The sequence below is a fragment of the Streptomyces speibonae genome (assembly GCF_984686075.1).
Window position 1 is genome coordinate 4,851,180 of the sequence record NZ_OZ480260.1, and the last position, 25,109, is coordinate 4,876,288.

General features: G+C 72.6%; 20 protein-coding genes and 1 pseudogene. 14 read left to right on the forward strand and 7 right to left on the reverse strand.

Going from position 1 to position 25,109, the window contains the following annotated elements:
• The first annotated feature begins 71 nt into the window (after positions 1–71).
• From AC5L3C_RS22055 to AC5L3C_RS22070, 4 genes are all read left to right on the forward strand, one after another.
• Positions 72–2,288 carry an MMPL family transporter gene (locus AC5L3C_RS22055; protein WP_493650474.1) on the forward strand — a complete coding sequence of 739 codons (2,217 nt, stop codon included), beginning with the start codon at positions 72–74 and terminating at the stop codon, positions 2,286–2,288.
• A 180-nt stretch (positions 2,289–2,468) separates the two neighbouring features.
• The gene (locus AC5L3C_RS22060; protein ID WP_493650475.1) at positions 2,469–2,966 is read left to right on the forward strand and encodes a YbaK/EbsC family protein; all 498 of its coding nucleotides are present in this window, start codon (positions 2,469–2,471) and stop codon (positions 2,964–2,966) included.
• Positions 2,963–3,808: an EamA family transporter gene (locus AC5L3C_RS22065; RefSeq protein WP_493650476.1), complete on the forward strand. Its 846-nt coding sequence runs from the start codon at positions 2,963–2,965 to the stop codon at positions 3,806–3,808. The genes AC5L3C_RS22060 and AC5L3C_RS22065 overlap by 4 nt, the downstream gene beginning before the upstream one ends.
• A 94-nt stretch (positions 3,809–3,902) precedes the next feature.
• The gene (locus AC5L3C_RS22070) at positions 3,903–4,178 is read left to right on the forward strand and encodes a DUF1876 domain-containing protein (protein WP_493650477.1); all 276 of its coding nucleotides are present in this window, start codon (positions 3,903–3,905) and stop codon (positions 4,176–4,178) included.
• Here the strand turns inward: AC5L3C_RS22070 and AC5L3C_RS22075 are convergent, their stop codons facing one another.
• From AC5L3C_RS22075 to AC5L3C_RS22090, 4 genes are all read right to left on the reverse strand, one after another.
• Positions 4,179–5,345 carry a serine hydrolase domain-containing protein gene (locus AC5L3C_RS22075; RefSeq protein ID WP_493650478.1) on the reverse strand — a complete coding sequence of 389 codons (1,167 nt, stop codon included), beginning with the start codon at positions 5,343–5,345 and terminating at the stop codon, positions 4,179–4,181.
• A gap of 122 nt (positions 5,346–5,467) precedes the next feature.
• Positions 5,468–6,238, reverse strand: coding sequence for an energy-coupling factor ABC transporter ATP-binding protein (locus AC5L3C_RS22080; protein ID WP_493650479.1), 771 nt, complete (start codon positions 6,236–6,238; stop codon positions 5,468–5,470).
• 10 nt (positions 6,239–6,248) lie between these two features.
• The gene (gene cbiQ / locus AC5L3C_RS22085) at positions 6,249–7,010 is read right to left on the reverse strand and encodes a cobalt ECF transporter T component CbiQ (RefSeq protein ID WP_125505961.1); all 762 of its coding nucleotides are present in this window, start codon (positions 7,008–7,010) and stop codon (positions 6,249–6,251) included.
• Between the two features lies 1 nt (position 7,011).
• Positions 7,012–8,100, reverse strand: a complete 1,089-nt coding sequence (locus AC5L3C_RS22090) for an energy-coupling factor ABC transporter permease (protein ID WP_493650480.1) — start codon at positions 8,098–8,100, stop codon at positions 7,012–7,014.
• Between the two features lie 201 nt (positions 8,101–8,301).
• Between AC5L3C_RS22090 and AC5L3C_RS22095 the strand changes: the two genes are divergently transcribed.
• Positions 8,302–8,658 (forward strand): SsgA family sporulation/cell division regulator, encoded by a 357-nt coding sequence (locus AC5L3C_RS22095; RefSeq protein ID WP_493650481.1) that lies wholly within the window; start codon positions 8,302–8,304, stop codon positions 8,656–8,658.
• Positions 8,659–8,753: 95 nt separating this feature from the next.
• Here AC5L3C_RS22095 and AC5L3C_RS22100 read toward each other — a convergent pair whose 3' ends face one another.
• From AC5L3C_RS22100 to AC5L3C_RS22110, 3 genes are all read right to left on the reverse strand, one after another.
• A complete protein-coding gene (locus tag AC5L3C_RS22100; protein ID WP_493650482.1) occupies positions 8,754–10,418 on the reverse strand; it encodes a penicillin-binding transpeptidase domain-containing protein in 1,665 nt (554 codons plus the stop codon).
• A gap of 132 nt (positions 10,419–10,550) precedes the next feature.
• Entirely contained in the window at positions 10,551–12,185 is a 1,635-nt protein-coding gene (locus AC5L3C_RS22105; RefSeq protein WP_493650483.1) for a penicillin-binding transpeptidase domain-containing protein, read from the reverse strand.
• A gap of 198 nt (positions 12,186–12,383) precedes the next feature.
• A complete protein-coding gene (locus AC5L3C_RS22110; protein WP_493650484.1) occupies positions 12,384–14,129 on the reverse strand; it encodes a dolichyl-phosphate-mannose--protein mannosyltransferase in 1,746 nt (581 codons plus the stop codon).
• Between the two features lie 86 nt (positions 14,130–14,215).
• Here AC5L3C_RS22110 and rsmI point away from each other — a divergent pair, with 86 nt between their 5' ends.
• The 9 genes and pseudogenes from rsmI (at position 14,216) to AC5L3C_RS22155 (ending at position 25,054) form a co-directional block, all read left to right on the forward strand.
• Positions 14,216–15,076, forward strand: coding sequence for a 16S rRNA (cytidine(1402)-2'-O)-methyltransferase (gene rsmI, locus AC5L3C_RS22115; protein ID WP_493650485.1), 861 nt, complete (start codon positions 14,216–14,218; stop codon positions 15,074–15,076).
• Between the two features lie 179 nt (positions 15,077–15,255).
• Positions 15,256–15,624: pseudogene (locus tag AC5L3C_RS22120) on the forward strand (hypothetical protein).
• Between the two features lie 10 nt (positions 15,625–15,634).
• Positions 15,635–16,516: a TatD family hydrolase gene (locus AC5L3C_RS22125; protein WP_493650486.1), complete on the forward strand. Its 882-nt coding sequence runs from the start codon at positions 15,635–15,637 to the stop codon at positions 16,514–16,516.
• 113 nt (positions 16,517–16,629) lie between these two features.
• A complete protein-coding gene (locus AC5L3C_RS22130; protein ID WP_493650487.1) occupies positions 16,630–17,883 on the forward strand; it encodes a resuscitation-promoting factor in 1,254 nt (417 codons plus the stop codon).
• A gap of 35 nt (positions 17,884–17,918) precedes the next feature.
• Entirely contained in the window at positions 17,919–18,809 is an 891-nt protein-coding gene (gene rsmA / locus AC5L3C_RS22135; RefSeq protein WP_125505973.1) for a 16S rRNA (adenine(1518)-N(6)/adenine(1519)-N(6))-dimethyltransferase RsmA, read from the forward strand.
• Positions 18,806–19,717 (forward strand): 4-(cytidine 5'-diphospho)-2-C-methyl-D-erythritol kinase, encoded by a 912-nt coding sequence (locus tag AC5L3C_RS22140; protein WP_493650488.1) that lies wholly within the window; start codon positions 18,806–18,808, stop codon positions 19,715–19,717. The genes rsmA and AC5L3C_RS22140 overlap by 4 nt, the downstream gene beginning before the upstream one ends.
• 174 nt (positions 19,718–19,891) lie before the next feature.
• Positions 19,892–21,013: a peptidoglycan recognition protein family protein gene (locus AC5L3C_RS22145; protein WP_493650489.1), complete on the forward strand. Its 1,122-nt coding sequence runs from the start codon at positions 19,892–19,894 to the stop codon at positions 21,011–21,013.
• A gap of 175 nt (positions 21,014–21,188) precedes the next feature.
• A complete protein-coding gene (locus tag AC5L3C_RS22150; protein ID WP_493650490.1) occupies positions 21,189–22,997 on the forward strand; it encodes an ABC-F family ATP-binding cassette domain-containing protein in 1,809 nt (602 codons plus the stop codon).
• Between the two features lie 245 nt (positions 22,998–23,242).
• Positions 23,243–25,054 (forward strand): outer membrane protein assembly factor BamB family protein, encoded by a 1,812-nt coding sequence (locus AC5L3C_RS22155; RefSeq protein ID WP_493650491.1) that lies wholly within the window; start codon positions 23,243–23,245, stop codon positions 25,052–25,054.
• The last annotated feature ends 55 nt before the right edge of the window (positions 25,055–25,109 follow it).

Here is a 25,109-nt window from a genome sequence, read left to right on the forward strand (position 1 = left end):
TCACCGCTCACGTCGTCGGGCTGATCACCCCTGCCCAGAAGCAACCACGACCTGACCGGGAGAACGCCCTCGTGGCCACTTTCCTCTATCGACTCGGCCGTTTCGCCTTCCGGCGACGCCATGTCGTCGCCCTCTTCTGGGTGGCGTTGCTGGCACTCGTGGGGGTCGGCGCGGCCGGCGCCCCCGCGGCCGGCAACTCCTCCTTCTCCATCCCCGGCACCGAGGCCCAGAAGGCCTTCGACCTGCTGGAGGATCGTTTCTCCGGCTCCAGTGCCGACGGGGCGACCGCTCGCGTCGTCTTCAAGGCACCCGCCGGCGAGAAGATGACCGACGCCGAGCACAAGGCGACCGTCGGCGAGACCGTCGACGAACTCTCCGGCGGCTCCGAGGTCGCCGGCGTCACCGACCCGTACGAGGGCGGCGGCGTCAGCGAGGACGGCACCATCGCCTACGCCTCGGTGACCTACGACGTCTCCGGCATGGAACTCGAGGAGTCCACCCGCGAGGCCCTGGAAGCCGCCGCCGAGGACGCCCGCGAGGCCGGCCTGACCGTCGAGATCGGCGGCGACGCCCTCCAGGCCGTCCCGGAGACCGGCTCCGCGGAGATCATCGGCATCGCCGTCGCCGCGGTCGTCCTCGTCATCACCCTCGGCTCGCTGCTCGCCGCCGGGCTGCCGCTGCTCACCGCGCTCGTCGGTGTCGGCATCGGCGTCTCGAGCATCACCGCGCTGGCCAGCACCCTCGACCTGGGCTCCACCACCTCCATCCTGGCCTCGATGATCGGCCTGGCCGTCGGCATCGACTACGCGCTGTTCGTCGTCTCCCGCTACCGGTCCGAACTGGCCGAGGGCCGCACCCGCGAGGAGGCGGCCGGCCGGGCCGTCGGCACGGCGGGCTCCGCCGTGGTCTTCGCCGGTCTGACCGTCGTGATCGCCCTGGTGGGCCTGTCGGTCGTCAACATCCCGATGCTGACCAAGATGGGCATCGCCGCCGCCGGCACCGTCGCCCTCGCGGTCCTGATCGCCCTCACCCTGATCCCCGCCCTGCTCGGCTACGCCGGCCGCCGGGTCCGCCCCGCCGGCGAGAAGATCAGGCTGCTCGGCGGAGGCCGTGCCGCGAAGCGGCCGCAGCGCCCCAACATGGGCACCCGCTGGGCGAGCTTCGTCGTACGCCGTCCACTGGCCGTGCTGCTGCTCGGCGTGATCGGCCTCGGTGCCGCGGCCGTCCCGGCCGGCTCGCTCGAACTGGGCCTGCCCGACGACGGCTCGCAGCCGACGTCCACCACCCAGCGCCGCGCCTACGACCTGCTCTCCGAGGGCTTCGGCCCCGGCTTCAACGGCCCGCTGGTCGTCGTGGTCGACGCCAAGGACGCCGGTGACCCGGACGCGGTCTTCGACGGGGTCGGCGAGGACATCAAGGACCTCGACAACGTCGTGAACGTCGCCCCCGCGCAGCCCAACAAGGCCGGCGACACGGCGACGATCACCGTGATCCCCGACTCCAAGCCCTCCTCGGTGACCACCGAGGACCTGGTCCACGACATCCGCGACGCCGCCGGCTCCGACTTCGTCACCGACGGCGAGGCCGACGTCCTGGTCACCGGCGCCACGGCGATGAACATCGACGTCTCGCAGAAGCTCAACGACGCCCTGATCCCGTACCTGGTGCTGGTGGTCGGCCTGGCCTTCCTGCTGCTGATCGTCGTGTTCCGCTCGATCCTGGTCCCGCTGAAGGCGGCCCTCGGCTTCCTGCTCTCCGTGCTGGCGGCCCTCGGCGCGGTCGTCGCGGTCTACCAGTGGGGCTGGCTGTCCGGACTGATGGGCGTGGAGGAGACCGGCCCGATCATGTCGATGATGCCGATCTTCATGGTCGGCGTGGTCTTCGGACTGGCCATGGACTACGAGGTGTTCCTCGTGACCCGGATCCGGGAGGCCCACGTCCACGGCGAGCAGCCGGGCCAGGCGATCGTGACCGGCTTCAAGTACAGCGCCCGGGTGGTCACCGCCGCGGCGGTGATCATGATCGCGGTCTTCTCCGGCTTCATGGGCTCCAGCGACTCGATGGTCAAGATGATCGGCTTCGGACTCGCGATCGCCGTCCTGTTCGACGCGTTCGTCGTCCGCATGGCGATCGTCCCCGCGGTGCTGGCGCTGCTCGGCACCAGGGCCTGGTGGCTGCCGAATTGGCTGGACCGCGCCCTGCCCAACGTGGACGTCGAGGGCGAGGGGCTGGCCGCGCACGACGCGGGCAAGGACGAGGACGACAGCCGGGAACTCGTGAAGGCCTGACGGCCCGCGACCTTCCGGACCGGCCGGTGAGGGCTCCGTGGGGACGGGACGCCCTCGCCGGCATCCCCGCAGCCCCGGCCGGCTTCCCGGCCGGGGCTGCGGACACCGGAACGCCCCGCCGGTCACAGCGCACCCGGAATTCATTCGTGGGCCACGTATCCGGCGGTTAGCCTGCCGGGCATGACGTCCACGGAGAATCGCGCCCATCCCCGTTTCACCGAGGCCCTGCGTGAGCTCGGGCTGGTCGATCTGTATCCCCGGATCCGCCGGTTCCCCGACGCGACCCGTACCGCCGCCGAGGCCGCCGCCGCGATCGGGTGCGAGCTCAGCCAGATCTGCAAGTCGCTGATCTTCGCGGCGGACGGCGTGCCCGTGCTGGTCCTGATGGACGGCGCGTCCCGCGTCGACGCCGAGCGGGTCCGCGAGGAGCTGGGCGCCGCCGAGGTCACCCGGGCCGAGGCCGGCGTCGTACGCGAGACCACCGGGTACGCCATCGGCGGCGTGCCCCCCTTCGGGCACCGTACGCGCACGCGCGTGCTCGCCGACCGGTCGCTGCTGGAGCACGACGTGGTGTGGGCGGCCGCGGGCACTCCGCACGCCGTGTTCCCCATGGCGCCCAAGGACCTCGTCACCCACGCCGAAGCCACCGTCGTGGATGTGCGCGAGCGCGTTTCGTGACCCCGCTGGTCGCAGCGGCCGTGCTGGTCGCCGCGGTCACCCACGCCGGCTGGAACGCCATCGCGCACCGCATCACCGACAAGCTCGTCGGATTCGCCCTGATCTCCGGCGGCGGACTGCTGATCGGACTGGCCGCGATGCCGTTCGTGCCGGTCCCGGCGGCCGGCGCCTGGCCGTATCTGCTGAGCTCGGCGGCGATCCACATGGCGTACTACGCGCTGCTGATGAAGTCCTTCCGGCTGGGCGACTTCGGGCAGGCGTACCCCATCGCCCGGGGCAGCGCGCCGCTGGTCGTCACCGTGCTGGCCGCCGTCTTCGCGCACGAGGTGCCCGACGGCTGGGCCGCCGCCGGGATCGTCCTGTCCTGCGCCGGCCTGACCGGCGTCGCCCTGTGGGGCCTGCGCGGGCACCGGCCCGACTGGGCGGCGATCGGGGCGGCGCTGGCGACCGGCCTGACCATCGCCGTGTACACGGTCGTCGACGGCCTCGGCGTACGCGCCTCCGGCTCCTCGTTCGGGTACATCGCGTGGCTGATGGCCGTCCAGGGCACGGTCATCCCGCTCTACGCCTCGTGCCGCTGGGGCCGGGAGACGGGCGCCCGGCTGCGCCATCACGCCCGGCTCGGCCTGCTGGGCGCCGCGCTGTCCGTCGCCGCGTACGCCCTCGTGCTGTGGGCCCAGACCCGCGCGGCGCTCGCCCCCGTCGCGGCTTTGCGGGAGTCGTCGATCATCGTGGGCGCCGCCATCGGCGCCCTGTTCTTCAAGGAGCGGTTCGGCGCCCCGCGCATCGCGGCGGCCGGGCTGCTGGTCGTCGGCATAGGGCTGATGCTCCGGGCGGGATGACCGGCGGGATGCCCGGCGGCACGCACCGCACGGCCGGGTGCAGCGCACCGGTGCGAGGAGCACCCTGGAACTAGATATTCCGGAGGTGAACGTCATGATGCACACCGCAGTGGGATGGCACGTGGAGCTGGAGTTCACGGAGGACGACCAGCACACCCGTGCGGTCGCGATGGTGCGGCTGCCCGACGGGACCGAGGTAAGGGCGAACGGGCACGCCACGCGGCACTACACGGACGCGAATCAGCCGCGGGTCGGTGAGGAGATCGCCGGCGCGCGGGCCCTGAACGAGCTCGCCATGCAGATGCTGACCAAGGCGCACCGCGAGATCGACGAGGCGTCGGGGCGGACCTCGCACCCGATCCACGTCTGATCAGGCGTCCAGGGACCGCCGTACCGCCCGTATCAGCGCCTGGGCCCGGGGGTCCGCGGTCACCGTCCTGCGGAAGCCGTTGGTGACGTACCCGAAGGCGACGCCCGACTCCGGGTCGGCGAAGCCGAGGGAGCCGCCGCGGCCGGGGTGGCCGAAGGAGCCCGGGGCCAGGAAGGGGGAGGCGCTGCCGTGCAGCATGTAGCCGAGCCCGAAGCGGGTGCCGACGACCAGCACCCGGTCCGGGCCCGCCGACTCCTGCGCGCGGGCGCGTTCGACCGTGGCGCTCTCGAAGAGACGGACGCCGTCGACCGGGCCGATCAGTGACGCGTAGAAGCGGGCCAGTCCGTCCGCCGTCGCGATGCCGTTGGCGGCGGGCAGGGCCGCCGCGCGGAACGCCGGGTCGTTCTGGTCCGGGAAGGGGGTGATCGCGGCGAAGGCGCGGCGGGTGAGGGAGTCCGGGTCGGCGTAGGCCTCGGTGACCGAGCGCTTGGGGCGGGCGCGCAGCGCTCCCGACGGCTCGGGCCCCTCGATCCGGCCGACCGTGCCGACGCGGTGGGCCTGCGCGTCCGGCAGCCCCACCCACAGGCCGAGCCCCAGCGGACCGGCGATCTCCGCGGCGATCCACTCACCGGAGCCCCGGCCCGTGAGGCGCCGCACCAGTTCGTCGGCCAGCCAGCCGTAGGTCAGCGCGTGGTAGCCGTGGTCCGTGCCCGGCTCCCACACGGGGACCTGGGCGGCCACCGCCTCGGCGGCCCGCAAGGGGTCGGCCGCCTCCGCGGGGGTCAGCGGCCGGTCCAGGACCGGCAGTCCGGCGCGGTGGTTCAGCACGTGCCGGACCAGCAGCCGCTCCTTGCCGTGCGCCTTGAACTCCGGCCAGTACTGTCCGACCGGCGCGTCCAGGTCCAGCTCACCGCGCTGGTGCAGCAGCAGGAGTACGGCGGCGGCGACACCCTTGGTCGCCGAGCGCACGACCTGGGCGGTGTCCCGCGTCCACGGTTCGGTGCCGTCGACGTCCTTCACCCCGGCCCACAGGTCGGCGACCCTGCACCCGTCCCGGTACACGGCGACGGCCGCGCCCCGGTCCCCCAGCGTCTCGAAGTTCCGGGCGAACGCCTCCCGGACCGGCTCGAAGCCCTCGGCCACTGTGCCGTGCACGTCGACGTCCACGTCCTGTCGGTCCTTCCCGCTCGTTTTGCCCCACTCGCCTGTGACATGGGGTGCAACAGTGCCGGTGCGCCTGCGATTCCGGGGTGCGTCCGGCCGGTCACGATTGTTACGCAGGGCCGGTGTTACGCAGGGCCGGGTGCGGCCGGTACCGAGCGCGGATCGAAGCCGTACGGCAGCTCCAGCCGGTGCGCGCGCATCAGCGCGTCGTCGGCGAGGAGGTCCCGCGTGGCCCCGTCCGCCGCGATCACGCCGTCGCTGAGGATCAGTGAGCGCGGGCACAGCTCGAGGGCGTACGGCAGATCATGGGTGACCATCAGCACGGTGACGTCCAGGGAGCGCAGGATGTCGGCGAGTTCGCGCCGGGAGGCCGGGTCCAGGTTGGAGGACGGCTCGTCGAGCACCAGGATCTCCGGCTCCATCGCGAGCACGGTCGCCACGGCCACCCGGCGCCGCTGGCCGAAGGAGAGGTGGTGCGGCGGCCGGTCCTTGAACTCCGCCATGCCGACCAGGCCCAGCGCCCGGTCCACCCGCTCCTCCAGTTCGGGCCCCCTGAGCCCGGCCGCCGCCGGCCCGAACGCCACGTCCTCGCGCACGGTCGGCATGAAGAGCTGGTCGTCCGGGTCCTGGAAGACGATGCCGACCCGGCGCCGCACCTCGGCCATGTGCCGCGGGCCGACCTCGAGCCCGGCCACGGTGACCGTGCCGGTGCCGCCGGTCAGGATGCCGTTGAGGTGCAGCACGAGGGTGGTCTTGCCGGCGCCGTTCGGCCCGAGCAGCGCGACCCGCTCGCCGCGCGCGATGGAGAAGTCCACGCCGAACAGGGCCTGGTGTCCGTCGGGGTAGGCGAAGGCGAGGCCGGAGACCTCCAGGGAAGCGGTACTCACAGGGTCCATCCCAGCAGACTCACAGGGTCCATCCCAGCAGGCAGACGACGAGGGCGGCCGAAGGGAGGGCGAGGGCGTACGACCACTGCGCACGAGACGCGGTCACCTCGTCGATCACCGGCATGGAACCGGCGTAACCGCGGCTCACCATGGCCAGGTGCACCCGCTCGCCGCGTTCGTAGGAGCGGATGAACAGCGCGCCCGCCGACTTGGCGAGCACGCCCCAGTGCCGTATCCCGCGCGCCTCGAAGCCGCGGGACTCGCGGGCGATCCGCATCCGGCGCATCTCGTCGGTGATGACGTCGCCGTAGCGGACCATGAAGGAGGCGATCTGCACCAGCAGCGGCGGCAGCTTCAACCGCTGGAGGCCCAGAAGCAGTTCGCGCAGTTCGGTGGTGGCGGCCAGGAGCACCGAGGCGGCGACGCCCAGGGTGCCCTTGGCCAGGACGTTCCACGCGCCCCACAGTCCACCGACGCTCAGCGACATCCCGAGGACGTCGACGCGCTCGCCCTCCGCCACGAACGGCAGCAGCACGGCGAAGGCGACGAACGGGACCTCGATCAGCAGCCGTTTGAGCAGGAAGCCGGCCGGGACCCGGGCGGTGCGGGCGACGGCGGCGAGCAGCCCGGCGTACAGCGCGAACGCCCACATCGCCTCGCGCGGGGTGGACACCACCACGACGACGAAGGCGAAGACCGCGGCGAGTTTGGTGTGCGGCGGCAGGGCGTGCACGGGGGAGTGCCCGTGCCGGTAGAGCTTGTGCTCGGGACCCGCTCCCACGTCAGACGCTCGCGCGGCTGGGGTCGGCGGCCTCGGCCTCCTCGCCGGTGCGCCGCCTGCGGACCGCCCAGAACACTCCGCTGCCCGCGACGACCGTCACGCCGACGCCGATCACGCCCGCGAGGCCGCCGGAGAGGCGGTCGTCGTCGACGTCCTCGACGCCGTAGTCGGCCAGCGGGGAGCCGGCCAGGCCGTGCTCCTCGGCCTTCTCGTCGATGCCGTGGTCGGTGGCGACCTTCTCCAGGCCGTCGGGGTCGGCGGAGGCGTAGAAGCTGACGAAGCCGGCGAGGACCAGGGAGGTGACCAGGCCGGTGATCCAGAGCGTGCGCCGGGAGCGGGCGGCGACCGGGGCGGGGGCCGCCCCCGGGGCGTCCGGGGTGCCCGGCTCGGGGGCCCGGGGGGCGTCGACCAGTTCGCCGTTCACGCGCAGCTTGAGTTTCTGCTGGAGCCCGCGCGCCCCGTGCACCAGGTCCGGCCGCACGGCGACCACCGCGCCGACGGTCATCGCGGTGATCACGGCCTCGCCGAGGCCGATGAGGAGGTGCACGCCCACCATGGCGGTGGCGACCTTGCCGAGCGAGACGTCGGTGGTGCCGCCGACGGCGTAGAGCAGCGTGAAGACGACCGCGGAGGCCGGGACGGAGAGCAGCGCGGCGACGAAGGACGCGGCGGTCAGCGTGCGGCGGCCGCGGGGGAGCAGCTTCACCAGGCCGCGGAAGAGCGCGTAGGCGACGACCGTGGTGGTGATCGCCATGGTGGTGATGTTCACGCCGAGCGCGGTCAGTCCGCCGTCGGCGAAGAGGACGGCCTGCATCAGCAGGACGACGGAGACGCACAGGACACCGGTGTAGGGGCCGACGAGTATCGCGGCGAGGGCGCCGCCGAGCAGATGGCCGCTGGTCCCCGCGCCGACGGGGAAGTTCAGCATCTGCACGGCGAAGATGAACGCCGCGACGAGTCCGGCCAGCGGCGCCGTCCGCTCGTCGAGTTCGCGTCGCGCGCCGCGCAGGCTCACGGCGATCGCGCCGGCGGCGACGACTCCGGCCGCGGCGGAGACAGGGGCGTTGATGAATCCGTCAGGTGCGTGCACGGACTCGATGATGCGGCCTGTTGCAAAGCATTCGCAAGAGCGAGTGGCTCGTTTTACCTGGACCACACCTCATGTGTGATATTCGCCGCTCGGAAGCACGGATTCCGGATTGGGTGCACGATGGGACGCGGGGTGGGTATACGGCCTTACACGGCTTATACGCCATTCACGGCGATGGATCGCAGCGTAAGGGGCGCACCGATGTCCGTAGTCGAGCAGTACGCGCGAGCCCACATAGTCACCGACGTCCTGGAGGACGACCGCGGCGCGGTACCCGTGGTGCTGCGGTACGACCCCGAGGCAGACCCGCGATGCGTCCACATGGCCCTTCCGGGCGTTGCGCCCCGCGAATGGGCCGTCGCCCGGGAACTGCTGGAACAGGGTCTGCTCGCCCCCGCGGGCCGGGGCGAGATACGGGTGTGGCCGTGCGGCCGCGTCCAGACCGTCATCGAATTCCACACCGCGCAGGGCGTGTCGGTGGTCCAGCTCGAGACGAAGACCCTGGCCAGGTTCCTGCGGCGCACCTACGCGGCCACCGCGGAACCCGTCCCGCACTGACACCCTCGTTCGAGGCGTCGAGGCGTCGAGGCGTCGAGGCGTCGAGGCGTCGAGGCGTCGAGGTGTCGAGGCGTTCGAGTCGTTCGAGGCGGGTGCTAGCCGCCGGCGTTCAGCAGCGCCGCCACGATGGGGCCGGCCGTCGAGCCGCCGTGCCCGGCCGCCTGCACCACACCGGCGGCGGCCAGGTCGCCGCGGTAGGCGGTGAACCAGCCGTTGGGCTTCTTCTGCCCGTCGACCTCGGCCGACCCGGTCTTCGCGCCCCGCTCACCGCTCACCGAGGCCATCGCCTCCCCCGCCGTGCCGTAGGAGGCGGTGTACGACATCAGCTCCCGCAGCTGTGCGAGCGTGCCCGCGGACATCGTGCGCGAGGCCGTCGCCAGCTCGCGCCCGTCGACCTCCGGCGAGACCAGGTACGGCTGGTGGAAGACGCCCGCCTTGACCGTCGCCGACACCGACGCCATGTTCAGCGGGTTCATCCGCACCCCGCCCTGCCCGATCAGGGAGGCACCCATCGGCGCGTCCGCCTGCACCGGCACCGATCCGTCGAACGTCGGCACGCCGACCTTCCAGTCGTTCCGCCCGAGCCCGAACACCTCCTGGGCCTGCTTGGTCAGGTCGTCGTTCTTCAGCTCCGGCGCCTGGCTGATGAAGGCCGTGTTGCAGGAGCGGGCGAAGCTCGCCTTGAACGTGCCGTCCTTGATCTCGAACTTGTCGTCGTTCTGGAACTTCCAGCCGCCGTAGCTGAAGTACTTCGGGCACGGGTGCTTCTCGTCCATCGAGGCGAGCCCCTTCTCGATCAGCATCGAGGCGGTGATCACCTTCATCGTGGAGCCCGGGGCCAGCGAACCCTGGAACCCGACGTTGAAACCGTGCGAGGAGTTCGCCACCGCGAGTATCTCGCCCGTCGACGGCCGCAGCACCACCACCGACGCCTGCTTCTTCGCCGCCACCTGCTCCTCGGCCTCGGCCTGGAGTGACGGGTTCAGCGTGGTCCGCACCGTGCCGGGCGTGCCCTCGCTCAGCTCCAGCAGGGTCTTGTCGGACAGCTCCGCCGTCTTCGACTCCTCGCCGCGCACGATCCGCAGCTCGATGCCCGGCTCGCCGCCCGCCTTCTCGCCGTACTTCTCCCGCAGTCCGCCCAGCACCGTCCTGAGGGAGGGGTACTTCTTCGTGGTCAGCTCGCCGCCGTCCCGGTCGAGCGCCTTGACCGGCGGGGCGCCCGCCTCGCCGGTGACCAGCCTGTCGCCCTCCTTGAGCTCCGGGTGCACGACGGAGGGCTGCCAGTCGACCCGCGGCGCGCCGTCCCCGGTCCGGCGCACGACGGTCAGCGCGCTGTCGTACGTCAGCGGCTTGCCGGCCTCCTCGTACGCCACCGTGCCCTTGACGGAGAAGGGGACGTCGGCACCGGCGGGGGCGGCCGGGGTGAGGGCGAGGTTCTTGATCCGGGCGTCTTTGGCGTAGGCCTTGAGCAGGGCGGCCGCGGCCTCGGGGTCGTCGGTGGCGGCGGCGGCCTCCTCCACCTTGCCCGCGCCCCACGCGGTGAGGAACCGCTCGGCCGCGGTGGTGACCTCCTCGGCCGACAGCGGTCCCGTCTTCGCCGCCGCCGCCCGGGTGGAGGCCGAGCCGTCCTCGGCGGCGGCGCCGCCCCCGTACAGCGCGTAGGCGCCGAGTCCGGCACCGCCCACGACCACGGCGATCACCCCGCCGAGCACGGCGGGCCTGGTCTTCCGCCGCTCACCGGCGCGCGCTCTGTTCCCCACTGCTGTCCGTTCCTCCGCTGCCCGCCGGGCTCCCCGTGACCCGCGTGGCTCTCGTGGCACTTGTGGCCTTCCGGCGCGGGATGTGCGCCGCGCCGGCCACCACCCTAGAGCCCCGCCCGGCGCGCGAGGCGGTCAGCCTCCGGCTCGTAGCACGGCTGCGACAATCGGACCGGCCGCGTCGCCGCCGTGCCCGCCCTGCTGGGCCATCGCCGCTGCCGCGATGTCGTTGCGGAAGCCGGTGAACCAGCTGTCCGACGTCTCGTTGCCGTCGACCTCCGCCGACCCCGTCTTCGCGCCGATGTCACCGCCGAGGCCCGCCATGGCCTCCCGCGCGGTGCCCTGAGTGGCCGTCAGCCGCATCATCTGCTTCAGCTGCGCAGCGGTGCCCGACGGCAGCCCCTTGGCCTGCGCCAGCTGCCGGCCGTCGAGGTCCGGGGAGACCAGGTACGGCTGGCGGAAGGAGCCGGTGATGGCGGTGGCCGTCACCGAGGCCATGTTCAGCGGGTTCATCTGCACCTGGCCCTGGCCGATGGCGTTCGCCGCCTGGTCCGGGCCGTCGACGGCGGGGACACTGCCGTCGAAGGAGACGATGCCGGTCTTCCAGTCGTCCCGGCCGAGCCCGAACCGCTCCTGCGCCTCCTGGGTGAGGGACCGCGTGGTGAGCGGCTTCTCGTCGATGAGCTTGATGAAGGCCGTGTTGCAGGAGCGCAGGAAGCTGTTGGCGAGGGTGGCGCCCTCGTTCGGCTCCATGCCGGTGAGGTTCTTGAAGGTCTGGTTGCGCCATACGGCGTCGTCCGTACAGGGCGCCGGACCGTTCATCGACGTCACGCCGTTGTCGATGAGCATCGCGGCGGTGACGATCTTCATCGTGGAGCCGGGCGCGACCTTGCCCTGGAAGGCCGCGTTGAAGCCGTCCGCGCGGTGGTTGGCCACCGCCAGGACCTCGCCGGTGCTCGGCTTCACGGCCACCACCGACGACTCGGCGAACCCCTTCACCGCCTTCTCGGCCGCCGCCTGTACCCCGGCGCTCAGCGTGGTCCGCAGCCGGCCCGGCTCGCCCTCGGCGAGGGTCAGCAGCGGGGTGTCGGCGGCGGCCTCGCCCGAGGCGCCGTCCGCGTGGCGGACGACCAGCTCGACGCCGGGGGTGCCGCCCGCCTCGGCGCCGTACTTCTGGCGCAGGGTGTCCAGGATCGGGCCGAGGGAGGGGTACGTGTCCTTCGTCAGCACCGTGCCGTCGCGGTCCACCGCCTCGATGGGCGGCTGCGCCGACTCCTCGGTGACGAGCGTGTCGCCCTGCTTGAGGTCCGGGTGCACGACGGACGGCTTCCAGTCGACCAGCGCCCGTCCGGTGGTCTTCCCGCGGACGACGGTCAGTTCGCTCTTGTAGGTGAGCGGCTTCGACGTGCCGTCGTAGCTGACGGTCGCCTTCACGGTGAACGGGACGGTGGTGCCGGTGGCCGTGCCGGGGGTGATCCCGACGTCACCGATGTGCGCATCCTCGCCGTACCCGGACAGCAGCGCGCCGGCCTCCTGCGCGTTGTTCGTGTACGACGCCGCCTTGTCCGCCGCGCCCTTCTCCCAGGCCGCGAAGAACGCCTCGGTCGTCTCCTTGACCTCGTCCGCGTCGGGCGGCCCGGACTTCTTCTCCGCCGACGCGCCGCCCCCGCCGCTCACGGCCGACACGATGTTGTAGGCGCCGTATCCGGCTCCGCCCACCATCACCGCGAACACACCGCCGATGACGGCGGTCCTGACCCCCTTGCGCATCGGGCGATCTCCTCCCCAGTCGAGGCCCCACGTCTTCTGAACGTGTTCAGAAAGCCCGACGTGATGCACCCTATGCCGTGCGGGTGCCGACCGGTGCGGCCGTTTCCGTTTGTTGTCCGAACGGAGACCGTCCCCTCGCGAGTTGAGCGCTCCAAAAGCCCCGTGGGCGACCCGGGCCCGGCCGGAAGCACCGTCCGGCTACACCCACGTGTCCAGCCACATCCGGGAGCGCCAGTCGTCGATCGGGATCGGGGTGCCGGTGTGGAGGGGCCAGAAGTAGATGAAGTTCCAGGCGATCAGGAGGGTGAGGACGCCTGCTGCGGTGGCGCCGGCCACGCGGCGGGTGTCGGTGGAGCGGGGCGGGCCGACCAGGGCGCCCAGGAGCATCGCCACGGCCAGGCAGAGGAAGGGGAGGAAGACGATGGAGTAGAAGAAGAAGATCGTGCGTTCCTGGTAGAGGAACCAGGGGGCGTAGCCGGCCGCGATGCCGCAGGCGATGGCGCCCGCGCGCCAGTCACGGCGGAAGAGCCAGCGCCACAGGACGTAGAGCAGGGCGAAACAGCCCACCCACCACAGCAGGGGCGTGCCGATGGCCAGGACCTCCTGGGCGCACTTCTCGCCCGCGTCGGTCGGGCAGCCGTCCGCGCCGGGCGCCGGGGACTCGTAGAAGTACGACACCGGGCGGCCCGTGACGATCCAGCTCCACGGGTTGGACTCGTAGGGGTGCGGCGAGGACAGGCCGACGTGGAAGTCGTAGACCTGGTGCTCGTAGTGCCACAGGCTGCGCCACCAGTCCGGGAACAGCCACGACCAGTCGCTGTCGCGGCCGTCCCTGACCGCCCAGTCGCGGTAGTAGCCGCCGGTGCCGTCGGAGGGGGAGAGGATCCAGCCGATCCAGGAGGCGAAGTAGGTGACCACCGCCACCGGCACCGTGGACAGGAACGCCCACCCCAGGTCCCGCTTCAGCACCGCCGTCCGGGGTCGCAGCGCGCCCGCGACCCTGCGCATGCCGACGTCCCACAGCACCGCCATCACACAGAACGCCGCCATGATGTACAGCGCGTTCCACTTGGTGCCGATCGCCAGGCCCAGCATCAGGCCCGCCGCCAGCCGCCACGGCCGGAAGCCGATCCGGGTGTTCTCCGCGACGGACGCGTTCGGCCGGGGGAGACCGTCGGCGTCCACGGGCAGCGCGGCGGCCAGTTTCGCCCGCGCCCGGTCCCGGTCGATCAGCAGACAGCCGAACGCCGCGAGCACGAAGAACATCAGCACGCCGTCGAGCAGCGCGGTCCGGCTCATCACGAAGTGCAGCCCGTCCACCGCCATCAGCGCGCCCGCGAGACACCCCAGGAACGTGGACCGGAACAGCCGCCGCCCGATGCGGCACAGCATCAGCACCGACAGCGTGCCCAGCAGCGCCGTCATGAACCGCCAGCCGAACGGGTCGAAGCCGAAGAGCAACTCGCCCAGCCCGATGACGTACTTGCCGACCGGCGGATGCACCACGTACGCCGCGTCCGTGGGGATCGGGACGCTGCCGCCCGAGTCCAGGATCAGCTGGTTGGCCTCCTTGTCCCAGTTGACCTCGAACCCGCGGTGGACCAGCGCCCAGGCGTCCTTGGCGTAGTACGTCTCGTCGAATATCACCGCCTTGGGGCTGCCGAGGTTCCAGAACCGCAGCACCCCCGCCAGCAGCGCGACCAGCAGCGGCCCGCCCCACGCCGACCAGCGCGTGAGGCGCCGCGCGAGCCGCGGCGGCATGCCCAGCGTCGCCCACAGCCGGCCCGACGGCTCGGTGTACGGCGGGACCAGGCGGTCACGGACATCGTCTCTGGCGCCCGGCCCCCGGTAGCCGAAACGGCGCAGCCGCTGCTGCCACGTCTGCCGCTGCTCGAACGGCGACTGCTCCTGCCGGGTGTCCGTGGAGGACGCGGTACTGGTCACCGCGCCATCGTAGGGAACCGCGCTGTGTGAGTCCCGCGCATGGCCGGTATGCCCCGCCTCCGTCCGCTACTGGGAGGATGGGGGGCGTGACCGGAACCCTCGTACTCGCAGGCACCCCCATCGGCGACATCTCCGACGCCCCGCCCCGGCTCGCCGAGGAACTGGCCGGCGCCGACGTCGTCGCCGCCGAGGACACGCGCCGGCTGCGGCGGCTGACCCAGGCACTCGGCGTCACCCCCAAGGGGCGGGTCGTGTCGTACTTCGAGGGCAACGAGTCCGCCCGCACGCCCGAGCTGGTCGAGGAGCTGGCGGGCGGCGCCCGTGTGCTGCTGGTCACCGACGCCGGGATGCCGTCCGTGTCCGACCCCGGGTACCGGCTGGTCGCCGCGGCCGTCGAGCGGGACGTCAGGGTCACCGCGGTGCCCGGACCCTCCGCCGTGCTCACCGCGCTCGCCCTGTCGGGGCTGCCCGTGGACCGCTTCTGCTTCGAGGGGTTCCTGCCCCGCAAGGCCGGGGAACGGCGGTCCCGGCTGCGCGAGGCCGCCGGGGAGCGGCGCACCCTCGTCTACTTCGAGGCCCCGCACCGGCTCGACGACACCCTCGCCGCGATGGCCGAGGTCTTCGGGGCACAGCGGCGGGCCGCCGTCTGCCGGGAGCTCACCAAGACCTACGAGGAGGTCAGGCGCGGCCCGCTGGCCGAGCTGGCGGCGTGGGCGGCGCAGGGCGTGCGCGGGGAGATCACCGTGGTGGTCGAGGGGGCGCCGGAACAGGGGCCCGAGGAGGTCGACGCCGCGGAGCTGGTGCGCAGGGTGCGGGTGCGCGAGGAGGCGGGGGAGCGGCGCAAGGAGGCCATCGCCGCGGTCGCCGTGGAGGCGGGGCTGCCCAAGCGGCAGGTCTTCGACGCCGTGGTCGCCGCGAAGACGGCCGGTGACGCCGGGCTCCGGTAAAGGGTTTGGGGCAACTTGGCAATCCACGGCCAAATCGGCGCCCATTGTCGGTTACTCCTCGTGCGTTCACGGTCACCGAGGAGTCCACTGGAACGTGCGGGCGGGTTCGGGTCCGACGGATCCGGGTCCGTTGCGTCAGCTCATCGGTTTCGTCCAGTGGAGCGACGTCAGGAGCCGGCATGACGGAGATCAGCAGGCTGCGCGCGGGGGCCACCGCGGTGGTCGACGAGGCGTACGCGTTCGTCTGCATGCACTGCGGGCACGGCTGGGAACAGGCGTACGAGATAGAGCACCACACCGATGCCGACGGGCGCGCGTTCGTGGTGTACGTCGCGGACGGCCGGATCGTGCGGACCCGTACCCCCGTGCGGGTCACCCCTATCCTGAGAAGCGCTTCCTCCCGGCCGTAAACGGCCGGGGTTCCGCGCTAGATCAAGCTGAACCGGGCCACGTGCGCCGACTGCGGCTGTCATGCGGTGCGGATCCTGCGCCCGGGCCGGGTCGCCTCCGCCCGCGGGGGACAGGGGCCCGCCTCGCCGCTTCCGTAGGATCGGGGGCATGCCTGCGAACGCCCCCGGCAAGAACGCCGCACCGCCGCTGCCCGACCCCCTGCGGGTCCCGGTCGCGGACTCGCACACCCACCTCGACATGCAGTCCGGCACGGTGGAGGAGGCCCTCGCCAAGGCCGCGTCGGTGGGGGTGACGACGGTCGTGCAGGTCGGCTGCGACCTCAAGGGGTCCCGGTGGGCGGCGGACACTGCGGCGGCGTACGACGCGGTCCACGCGACGGTCGCGCTGCACCCCAACGAGGCGCCGCGGATCGTGCACGGCGACCCCGACGGCTGGTCCCGGCAGGGTGCCCGGGCGGCGGGCGGGGACGCCGCGCTGGACGAGGCCCTGGCCGAGATCGACCGGCTGGCCGCGCTGCCCCAGGTCAAGGGCGTCGGCGAGACGGGCCTGGATTACTTCCGCACCGGCGAGGAGGGCAAGGCGGCGCAGGAGCGGTCCTTCCGCGCCCACATAGAGATCGCCAAGCGGCACGGCAAGACCCTCGTGATCCACGACCGCGACGCCCACGCCGACGTCCTGCGCGTGCTCAAGGAGGAGGGCGCGCCTGAGCGCACCGTCTTCCACTGCTACTCGGGCGACGCCGGCATGGCGGAGATCTGCGCGGCCGCCGGCTACTACATGTCGTTCGCCGGCAACGTCACCTTCAAGAACGCGCAGAACCTGCGGGACGCGCTCGCCGTGGCCCCGCTGGAGCTGGTCCTCGTGGAGACCGACGCGCCCTTCCTGACCCCGGCGCCCCACCGCGGCCGCCCCAACGCCCCCTACCTGGTGCCGGTCACGGTGCGTGCCATGGCCGCCGTACGGGGCATCGACGAGGACGCCCTGGCCACGGCCCTCGGCGCCAACACCGCCCGCGCCTTCGGATACTGACGAGCGTCACGTGGTGCACGTTCCGTAGTCGTGTCGCTTGGGAGAGTGATCGGCGCTCGGCTAGGTTCTGGGAGCCCGATCGGGACCCCGCGGCCACCCTGGAGCGTGTCGGCGTGAGCACCACCCTGCGGTTCGAGACGTACGAGAAGACGTGCCCGTCCCATGACGTCTGCGGAGACCTGCACGAGCGGGAGACCGTTCCCGCCCTCCCGCGCCGCACGCCCGGCCCCGCACCGGCCCGGCGGCCCGCGCACCGGCGCCGCGGACGGTACGCCGAGCGGGCGGACGGCGTGCTCCGGCTGCTGCCGCGGGCGCTCGTCGTGGCGTTCCTCGCCGGCGGCACCAGCGCCTTCGTCGCCGAGGACAAGGCGGTCGAGCTGGACGTCGACGGCAGCACCCGCACCCTGCACACCTTCGCCGACGACGTCACCGAGCTGCTCGAGGAGGAAGGCGTACGCACCGGCCCGTACGACACCGTCACCCCCGCACCCGGCACGCCGATCGGCCACGACGACGGCGTCGAGGTGCGCCGTGCCCGCCCCGTGCTGCTGACCCTCGACGGCCGCCGGCGCGAGGTGTGGACCACCGCGCACACGGTGCGGGACATGCTCGGGGAGCTGGGGGTGCGCGTGACGGGCGCGTACGTGTCGGCCCCCCTCTCCCGGCGCATCCCGCGCGACGGGATCGCCCTGGACGTGCGCACCGAACGCGCGGTGACGGTCCTGGCGGACGGACGGGCCCGCACCGTCCGCACCGACGCGGCGACCGTGCGCGAGGCCGTCGCGCGGGCCGGGGTGACCCTGCGCGGCCGGGACACCACCTCCGTCGCCCCCGGCAGCTTCCCGCGCGACGGCCAGACCGTCACCGTGCTGCGGATCACCGACGGCCGGGAGGTGCGCGACGAGCTGATCCCGTTCGCCGAGGAGCGCGTCGAGGACCCTTCGCTGGCCCGGGGCGCGGAAGTCGTCGACCGGCCCGGGCAGCCGGGGCTGCGCCGCCTGACCTCCGCGCGGCGGACGATCAACGGGGTACGGCAGCGGCCGCGTCCGCTGCGCTCCGAGGTGGTGCGCGAGCCGCGCCCGCAGCGGGTGCGGGTCGGCACGGGGAGCGCCCCGGCGCCGGGCGTGGACGGGCTGAACTGGGAGGCGCTGGCGCGGTGCGAGTCCGGCGGCCGGCCCGACGCGGTGGACCCCTCGGGCACGTACGGCGGGCTGTACCAGTTCGACACCCCGACCTGGCGGAGCCTCGGCGGCAGCGGACGCCCCCAGGACGCGCCGGCGGCGGAACAGACGTACCGCGCGAAGACGCTGTACGTCCGCAGCGGCGCGGCCGCGTGGCCGCACTGCGGGGACAGCCTGCGGGGGTGACCTGGGCGGCCGGTGCGGCCCCGTACCCTTGTCCCGTGACCAGCCCCACCCCCGACGCCCTCCTGGGCCCCGCCGACATCCGTGAACTGGCGGCCGCTCTCGGCGTACGGCCCACCAAGCAGCGCGGCCAGAACTTCGTCATCGACGCCAACACCGTCCGCCGTATCGTCCGCACCGCCGAGGTGCGCCCCGACGACGTGGTCGTCGAGGTCGGCCCGGGGCTCGGCTCGCTCACCCTGGCGCTGCTGGAGGCCGCCGACCGGGTCACCGCCGTCGAGATCGACGACGTCCTCGCCGCCGCGCTGCCCGCGACCGTCGCCGCCCGGATGCCCTCCCGCGCCGACCGGTTCGCGCTGGTCCACTCCGACGCGATGCACGTCACCGAGCTGCCGGGCCCCGCACCGACCGCGCTCGTCGCGAACCTGCCCTACAACGTGGCCGTCCCGGTGCTGCTGCACATGCTCGAAACCTTCCCGAGCATCGAACGCACCCTCGTCATGGTCCAGTCCGAGGTCGCCGACCGGCTGGCCGCCGCGCCCGGCTCGAAGGTGTACGGCGTGCCCTCGGTCAAGGCCAACTGGTACGCACAGGTCAAGCGGGCGGGTGCCATCGGGCGCAACGTCTTCTGGCCCGCCCCGAACGTCGACAGCGGTCTGGTCTCGCTGGTGCGCCGCGCGGAGCCGCTGAAGACCGGCGCGTCGCGGCGCGAGGTGTTCGCCGTGGTGGACGCGGCCTTCGCCCAGCGCCGCAAGACCCTGCGGGCCGCCCTCGCCGGGTGGGCGGGCTCCGCGGCGGCGGCCGAGGCGGCGCTGGTCGCGGCCGGGGTGTCGCCGCGGGCGCGGGGCGAGTCGCTGACCGTCGAGGAGTTCGCGCGCATCGCCGAGCACGCCCCGCACGCCGAGCACGAGGAGCAGGGTCAGCAGTGAGCGTCACCGTCCGCGTCCCCGCCAAGGTCAACGTCCAGCTCGCGGTCGGCGCCGCCCGCCCCGACGGCTACCACGACCTGGCCAACGTCTTCCTGGCCGTCGGTCTCCACGACGAGGTCACCGCGACGCCCTCGCCCGGCGGCCCGCGCGTCACCTGCGAGGGCGCCGACGCCGCCCAGGTCCCGCTCGACCGCACCAACCTCGCCGCCCGCGCGGCCGAGACGCTCGCCGCGCGGTACGGCCGTACACCGGACGTGCATCTGCACATCGCCAAGGACATCCCGGTCGCCGGCGGCATGGCGGGCGGCAGCGCGGACGGCGCGGGCGCCCTGCTGGCCTGCGACACGCTCTGGGGCACGGGCGCCTCCCGAGAGGAACTCCTCGACATCTGCGCCGAGTTGGGCAGCGACGTGCCGTTCAGCCTGGTCGGCGGCGCGGCTCTCGGCACCGGGCGGGGCGAACGGCTGCGCGTCCTCGACGTCGGCGGCACCTTCCACTGGGTGTTCGCCATGGCCGGCCGGGGACTGTCCACGCCCGCCGTCTTCCGTGAGTTCGACCGGCTCGGCGAGGGCACCGACATCCCCGAGCCCGTCGCCTCCCGGCCGCTGCTCGACGCCCTCGCCAAGGGCGACGCCGACGCGCTCGCCGCCGAGGTCTCCAACGACCTGCAGCCCGCCGCGCTTTCGCTCTTCCCGGAACTCGCCGGCACCCTTGCCGCGGGCCGCGCCGCCGGTGCGCTCACCGCGCTGGTCTCCGGCTCGGGCCCGACGACGGCGTTCCTCGCCCGCGACGCCGGGTCCGCCGCGAAGGTGGCCGAGGCCCTGCGGACCTCCGGCACGTGCCGCGCGGTGCGCACGGCGTCCGGCCCGGTGCCCGGTGCCACGGTGGTACGGAACACCGGAGCGTGACTCCGTACTTACAAGTAGGGATTCTTCGCCCGATCTCCACATGGATGTACTGCGATTGCAGTACACGTGGGGCGGGTGGGGCCGTTAGTGTCGCTTGAGGTTTCAATTTTCGGGCCCTGTCGTGCCCGTGCGCGGTTTTTCACCGTCAAGTGCACTATGGAAGGGGACACTTCCGTGTCCGAATCCCCCACATCCGACCAGCCGTCCCACCGCAGGAAGCGCTCCCTGACGCGCCGCGGCGTGATAGCCGCGGGCGGCGCCGTGGCCGCCGGAGCGGCCCTCACCCCCGTGGTGTTCGCGACCACCGACTCCGGCGAGGGCGACAACTCCGCGTCCGGCTCCGGCGATTCCGGTACGACGCCGGAGAAGTTCCCCGCCACCCGGACCGAGGCCGCCACCGGCACCGGCGCGGCCACCACCGCCTTCGCCGCCTCCTACGTCGGGGTGCGCTGGTCCGGCGCCGGGACGGGCGCCGCCATCAAGCTCGCCGACGGCAGCTGGCAGAAGCTGACGAGCGGCTGCGCCGCGGTCGAGAACGGCGGCACGGCCCTGGTCGCGGCCGGCAACGCCACCGCGTACGAGGTGAAGGCCCCGAGCGACATCGACGGCGTGCGCTGCCTCGCCATCGACACCACCGACGGCCCGAACCGCACCGTCCGCGTGCCGCGCGAGCCCACGCGCGTGCGCGGCGTGCGCTACCTCTCCCGCGCCGCCTGGGGCGCCGACGAGTCCAAGCGCTTCAAGCCGGACGGCACGGTCAACTCGCCCGAGCAGTACTACCCGCTGCAGATCATCACCGTCCACCACACCGCGACGCCCAACGACGACCCCGACCCGGCCGCGACGGTCCGCGCGATCTACGAGTACCACGCGATCACCAACGACTGGGGCGACATCGGCTACCACTTCCTCATCGACGAGGACGGCAACGTCTACGAGGGCCGCTACTCCGGCGACGACGGCATCCCCGCCTTCAACAAGGACGGCGACCTCGTCACCGGCTTCCACTCCGTGGGCTTCAACTCCGGCGCCCTGGGCATCGCCCTGATCGGCAGCCTCGACCAGCAGGGCCCCACGGACGCGGCCAAGGCCTCCCTGATCCGCCTGATCAAGGTGATCAGCCGGTTCAAGGGCCTGGACCCGCAGGCGAAGGTCACGTACACCAACCCGGTCAACGGCACCCAGAAGGACACCGACACCATCGGCGGCCACCGCGACTACCTCGAGACCGAGTGCCCCGGCCAGGTGATGTACGACCTGCTCGGCGAGGTCCGCGCGGCGGCGGCCCGCCGCTGACGGCGCGCGCACGCCGACGAGACCGGGCGCACGCGGCGCTCGCGCCGGGCACGGCCGCGCCCCGGGGACACGGGGGGTCCTCGGGGCGCGGCCGTGCCCGGCCATCCCGCGTTTCGGGGCGGTCGGCGGGCGCGACTACCCTGGAGGGTCGATCGTTCCCCCGGGCAGGAGAGAAATGGCCGTCAACCTGGTCAATGTCGAGAACGTCAGCAAGGTGTACGGCACCCGTGCCCTGCTCGACGGCGTGTCGCTCGGAGTCTCCGAGGGCGACCGCATCGGCGTCGTCGGGCGCAACGGCGACGGCAAGACGACCCTGATCCGGATGCTGGCCAAGCTGGAGGAGGCCGACACCGGCCGGGTCACGCACTCCGGCGGACTGCGCCTCGGGGTGCTCACCCAGCACGACTCGCTCGACCCCGGGGCCACCGTCCGGCACGAGGTCATCGGCGACATGGCCGACCACGAGTGGGCCGGCAACGCCAAGGTCAGGGACGTCCTGACCGGGTTGTTCGGCGGACTGGACCTGCCCGGGTTCCCCAAGGGCCTCGACACCGTCATCGGACCGCTCTCCGGCGGCGAGCGGCGGCGCATCGCGCTCGCCAAACTGCTCATCGAGGAGCAGGACCTGATCGTCCTCGACGAGCCCACCAACCACCTCGACGTCGAGGGCATCGCCTGGCTCGCCCGCCATCTGCGGGCCCGCCGGTCCGCGCTCGTCTGCGTCACCCACGACCGCTGGTTCCTCGACCAGGTCTGCACCCGCATGTGGGACGTGCAGCGCGGCGACGTGTACGAGTACGAGGGCGGCTACTCCGACTACGTCTTCGCCCGCGCGGAGCGTGAGCGCATCGCCGCCACCGAGGAGGCCAAGCGGCAGAACCTCGTCCGCAAGGAACTGGCCTGGCTGCGGCGCGGGGCGCCCGCGCGCACGTCCAAGCCGCGGTTCCGCGTCGAGGCGGCCAACGAGCTCATCAAGGACGTACCGCCGCCGCGCGACAGCAGCGAGCTGATGAAGTTCGCCTCCTCACGGCTCGGCAAGACGGTGTTCGACCTGGAGGACGTCACCGTCCAGGCCGGGCCCAAGGTGCTGCTCAAGCACGTCACCTGGCAGCTCGGACCCGGCGACCGCATCGGCCTGGTCGGCGTCAACGGCGCGGGCAAGACGTCGCTGCTGCGGGCGCTGACGGAGGCGGCCCGCAGCGGGGGCGAGGTGCAGCCCGCCGGAGGCGGCATCCGGGTGGGCAAGACGGTCAGACTGGCCTATCTCTCCCAGGAGGTCGACGAGCTCGACGCCAGTTGGCGGGTGCTGGAGGCGGTGCAGGCCGTGCGCGAGCGGGTCGACCTCGGCAAGGGGCGCGAGATGACCGCCGGGCAGCTGTGCGAGACGTTCGGCTTCGGCAAGGAGAAGCAGTGGACGCCGGTCGGGGACCTGTCCGGCGGTGAGCGGCGGCGGCTCCAGCTGCTGCGCCTGCTGATGGACGAGCCCAACGTCCTCTTCCTCGACGAGCCCACCAACGACCTCGACATCGAGACCCTCACGCAGCTCGAGGACGTCCTCGACGGCTGGCCCGGCTCGATGATCGTCATCTCCCACGACCGGTTCTTCGTCGAGCGCACCACCGACCGGGTGTTCGCGCTCCTCGGCGACGGCGCCCTGCGGATGCTGCCGCGCGGCATCGACGAATACCTGGAGCGCCGCAAGCGGATGGAGGAGGCCGCCGCGGCCGCCGCTCCCGCCCCCGCGCCCCGGAGCGAGACGCCGGAGAGGAGCGCAGCCGACCAGCGCGCCGCCAAGAAGGAACTGCAGCGGATCGAGCGCCGGCTGGACAAGATCGGCGAGAGGGAGACCGCGCTCCACGCCGCCATCGCCGAGCACGCCACCGACTTCGCGAAGGTCGCCGAACTCGACGCCGAACTGCGGGAGCTGTCCGGTCAGCGGGAGGAACTGGAGCTGCGCTGGCTGGAACTGGCCGAGGACGCCTGACCCGTCCGCCCCGCCCGCCGCGCCCCGCGTGCGGGGGGCGCGGGTGGCGTGAAGAGGGCGTGAAGGCGCGTAACGAGGGCATCACGGGCCGGTCCTCCCTTGGGAACAGGGGGCGGCGTGGCCCGTCGTGCTGTCGGTGCCGGGTGATAGAAAGGCCTGGCCATGTAAGACGTATCCATACGACTCTGGGTTCATCGCACCTCAGGGCGTGGCTAAAAATCAGTGAGTAAGGGGGAGACGCGCTGATGGCTCAGCCGCCCAATCAGCCGCCGCAGGGCGGTTTCGGAGCGCCGCAGGATCCGCCGCCGGGAGGTGGCTTCGGAGCGCCGCAGACACCGCCGCCGGGAGGTGGCTTCGGGGCGCCGCAGACACCGCCGCCGGGAGGTGGCTTCGGGGCGCCGCAGACACCGCCGCCCCCGCAGACGCCGCCGTCCGGTGCGCCGCAGCCCGGGTACGGCTATCCGCAGCAGCCCGCCCAGCAGCCGGGGCCCTACGCCTCCGGCCCCTACGGCCAGCCGCAGCAGCCGGGACCCTACGGGCAGCCCGGGTACGGATACCCGCAGCCGCAGGTCCCCGGAGCGCCCGGCACGCCGCCCGGCGGCTCCGGCCCGGGCAACTTCTTCAAGGGCAAGCCCGCCCTCGTCATCGGCGCCGCCGTGGCCGCGCTGCTGGTGATCGGCGGCACCGTGTGGGCCGTCACCGGTGACGACGGCAAGAAGGAGAAGAAGCCGGTCGCCAAGCAGACCGACGACCCCAAGCCGGAGAAGTCCGGCGACGTCCCGGTCAACCCCGGGGACGGCAGCGGCGACGGCGGCGACGACCCGGAGAACCTCAACGAGGGCCGCCAGGCGGGCGAGTCCAAGGTGCTCTGGTACAAGGAGGCGCCCGACGCCCCCGGCTCCGGCGCCGACGCCCCCGGCATGTGGATCACCGACAAGGCCGCGGTGAAGGCCGCCTACAAGGAGCTCTCCGCCTTCAACGTCGGCGACGGCGCCCCGGCGTGGGAGACCATCACCTTCCCGCAGAAGATCTGCGCGGTCACGACGGAGAAGACGGCCGACGACAAGGTCGTCATCGCCTACATGAGCGGCAGCAGCGACCGCGCCAAGTGCAACCAGCTCCAGCTCGTCGACCTCGCCACCGGCGAGAAGGGCTGGAAGGCGAAGGTCGCCGACGGCGAACTGTTCGACTCCGCGCTCTCCATCGAGATGTCCCTCACCGGCAACACGCTGATGGTGGGCCGCTCGCAGTCCGGCACGGCCTACGACGTGCGCACCGGCAAGGAGATGTACGACGCCAAGAAGTACGGCGACTCCCCCTGCTTCCCCGCCGCCTTCGCGGGCGGTGAGCGGCTGATCCAGGTCGCGTCCTGCGGCGCCGGCGGCGACAACGCGCACGACGAGATCAGGGAGCTCGACCCGAAGACCGGCAAGGCCAAGTGGACCTACGCCTACGAGAAGGGCTGGAGGATCGAGCGGACCTTCTCCGTCGACCCGCTCGTCGTCTACGCGACCAAGGAGGAGGACGGCGACAAGAAGTCCTGGAACATCGCCGCCTTCACCGGCGCGGGCAAGCTGCGCTCCCAGGTCGCGGTCGACGAGAGCTTCGACCCCGGCTGCGGCTGGGCCATCCTCGCCCGCGACCTCCAGGGCTGCCAGGGCGTCACCGTCGACGGGGACACCCTCTACCTGCCCACCAAGGCGACCACCGGCGCCAACGAGATCGTCGCCATCAGCCTCGCCAACGGCAAGGAGCGGTGGCGCCAGTCCTCCCCCGCGGAGGAGTCGATGGTGCCGATGAAGGTCGAGAACGGCAAGCTCATCGCCTACGTCGAGCCCTCCTACGACGCCGGCGGCCAGGTCGTCGCGCTGCCCCTCAGCGGCAGCAGCCACAAGCCGGACAAGCTGATGCAGAACCCGCAGGGCGTCGCGGACATCGAGAACGGCTTCTTCAGCAAGGCCATCGACTGGGTGGACGGACGCTTCTACATCTCGACCACCCGGCTGACCGGAAATGACGAGTCGAAGGAGAAGTTGATGCTCGCCTACGGCAAGTGATGCGCGTGAGTTCCGCTCGCGTCGCTTTCCCGCCGCCCGTCGTCCCCTTCCCCGT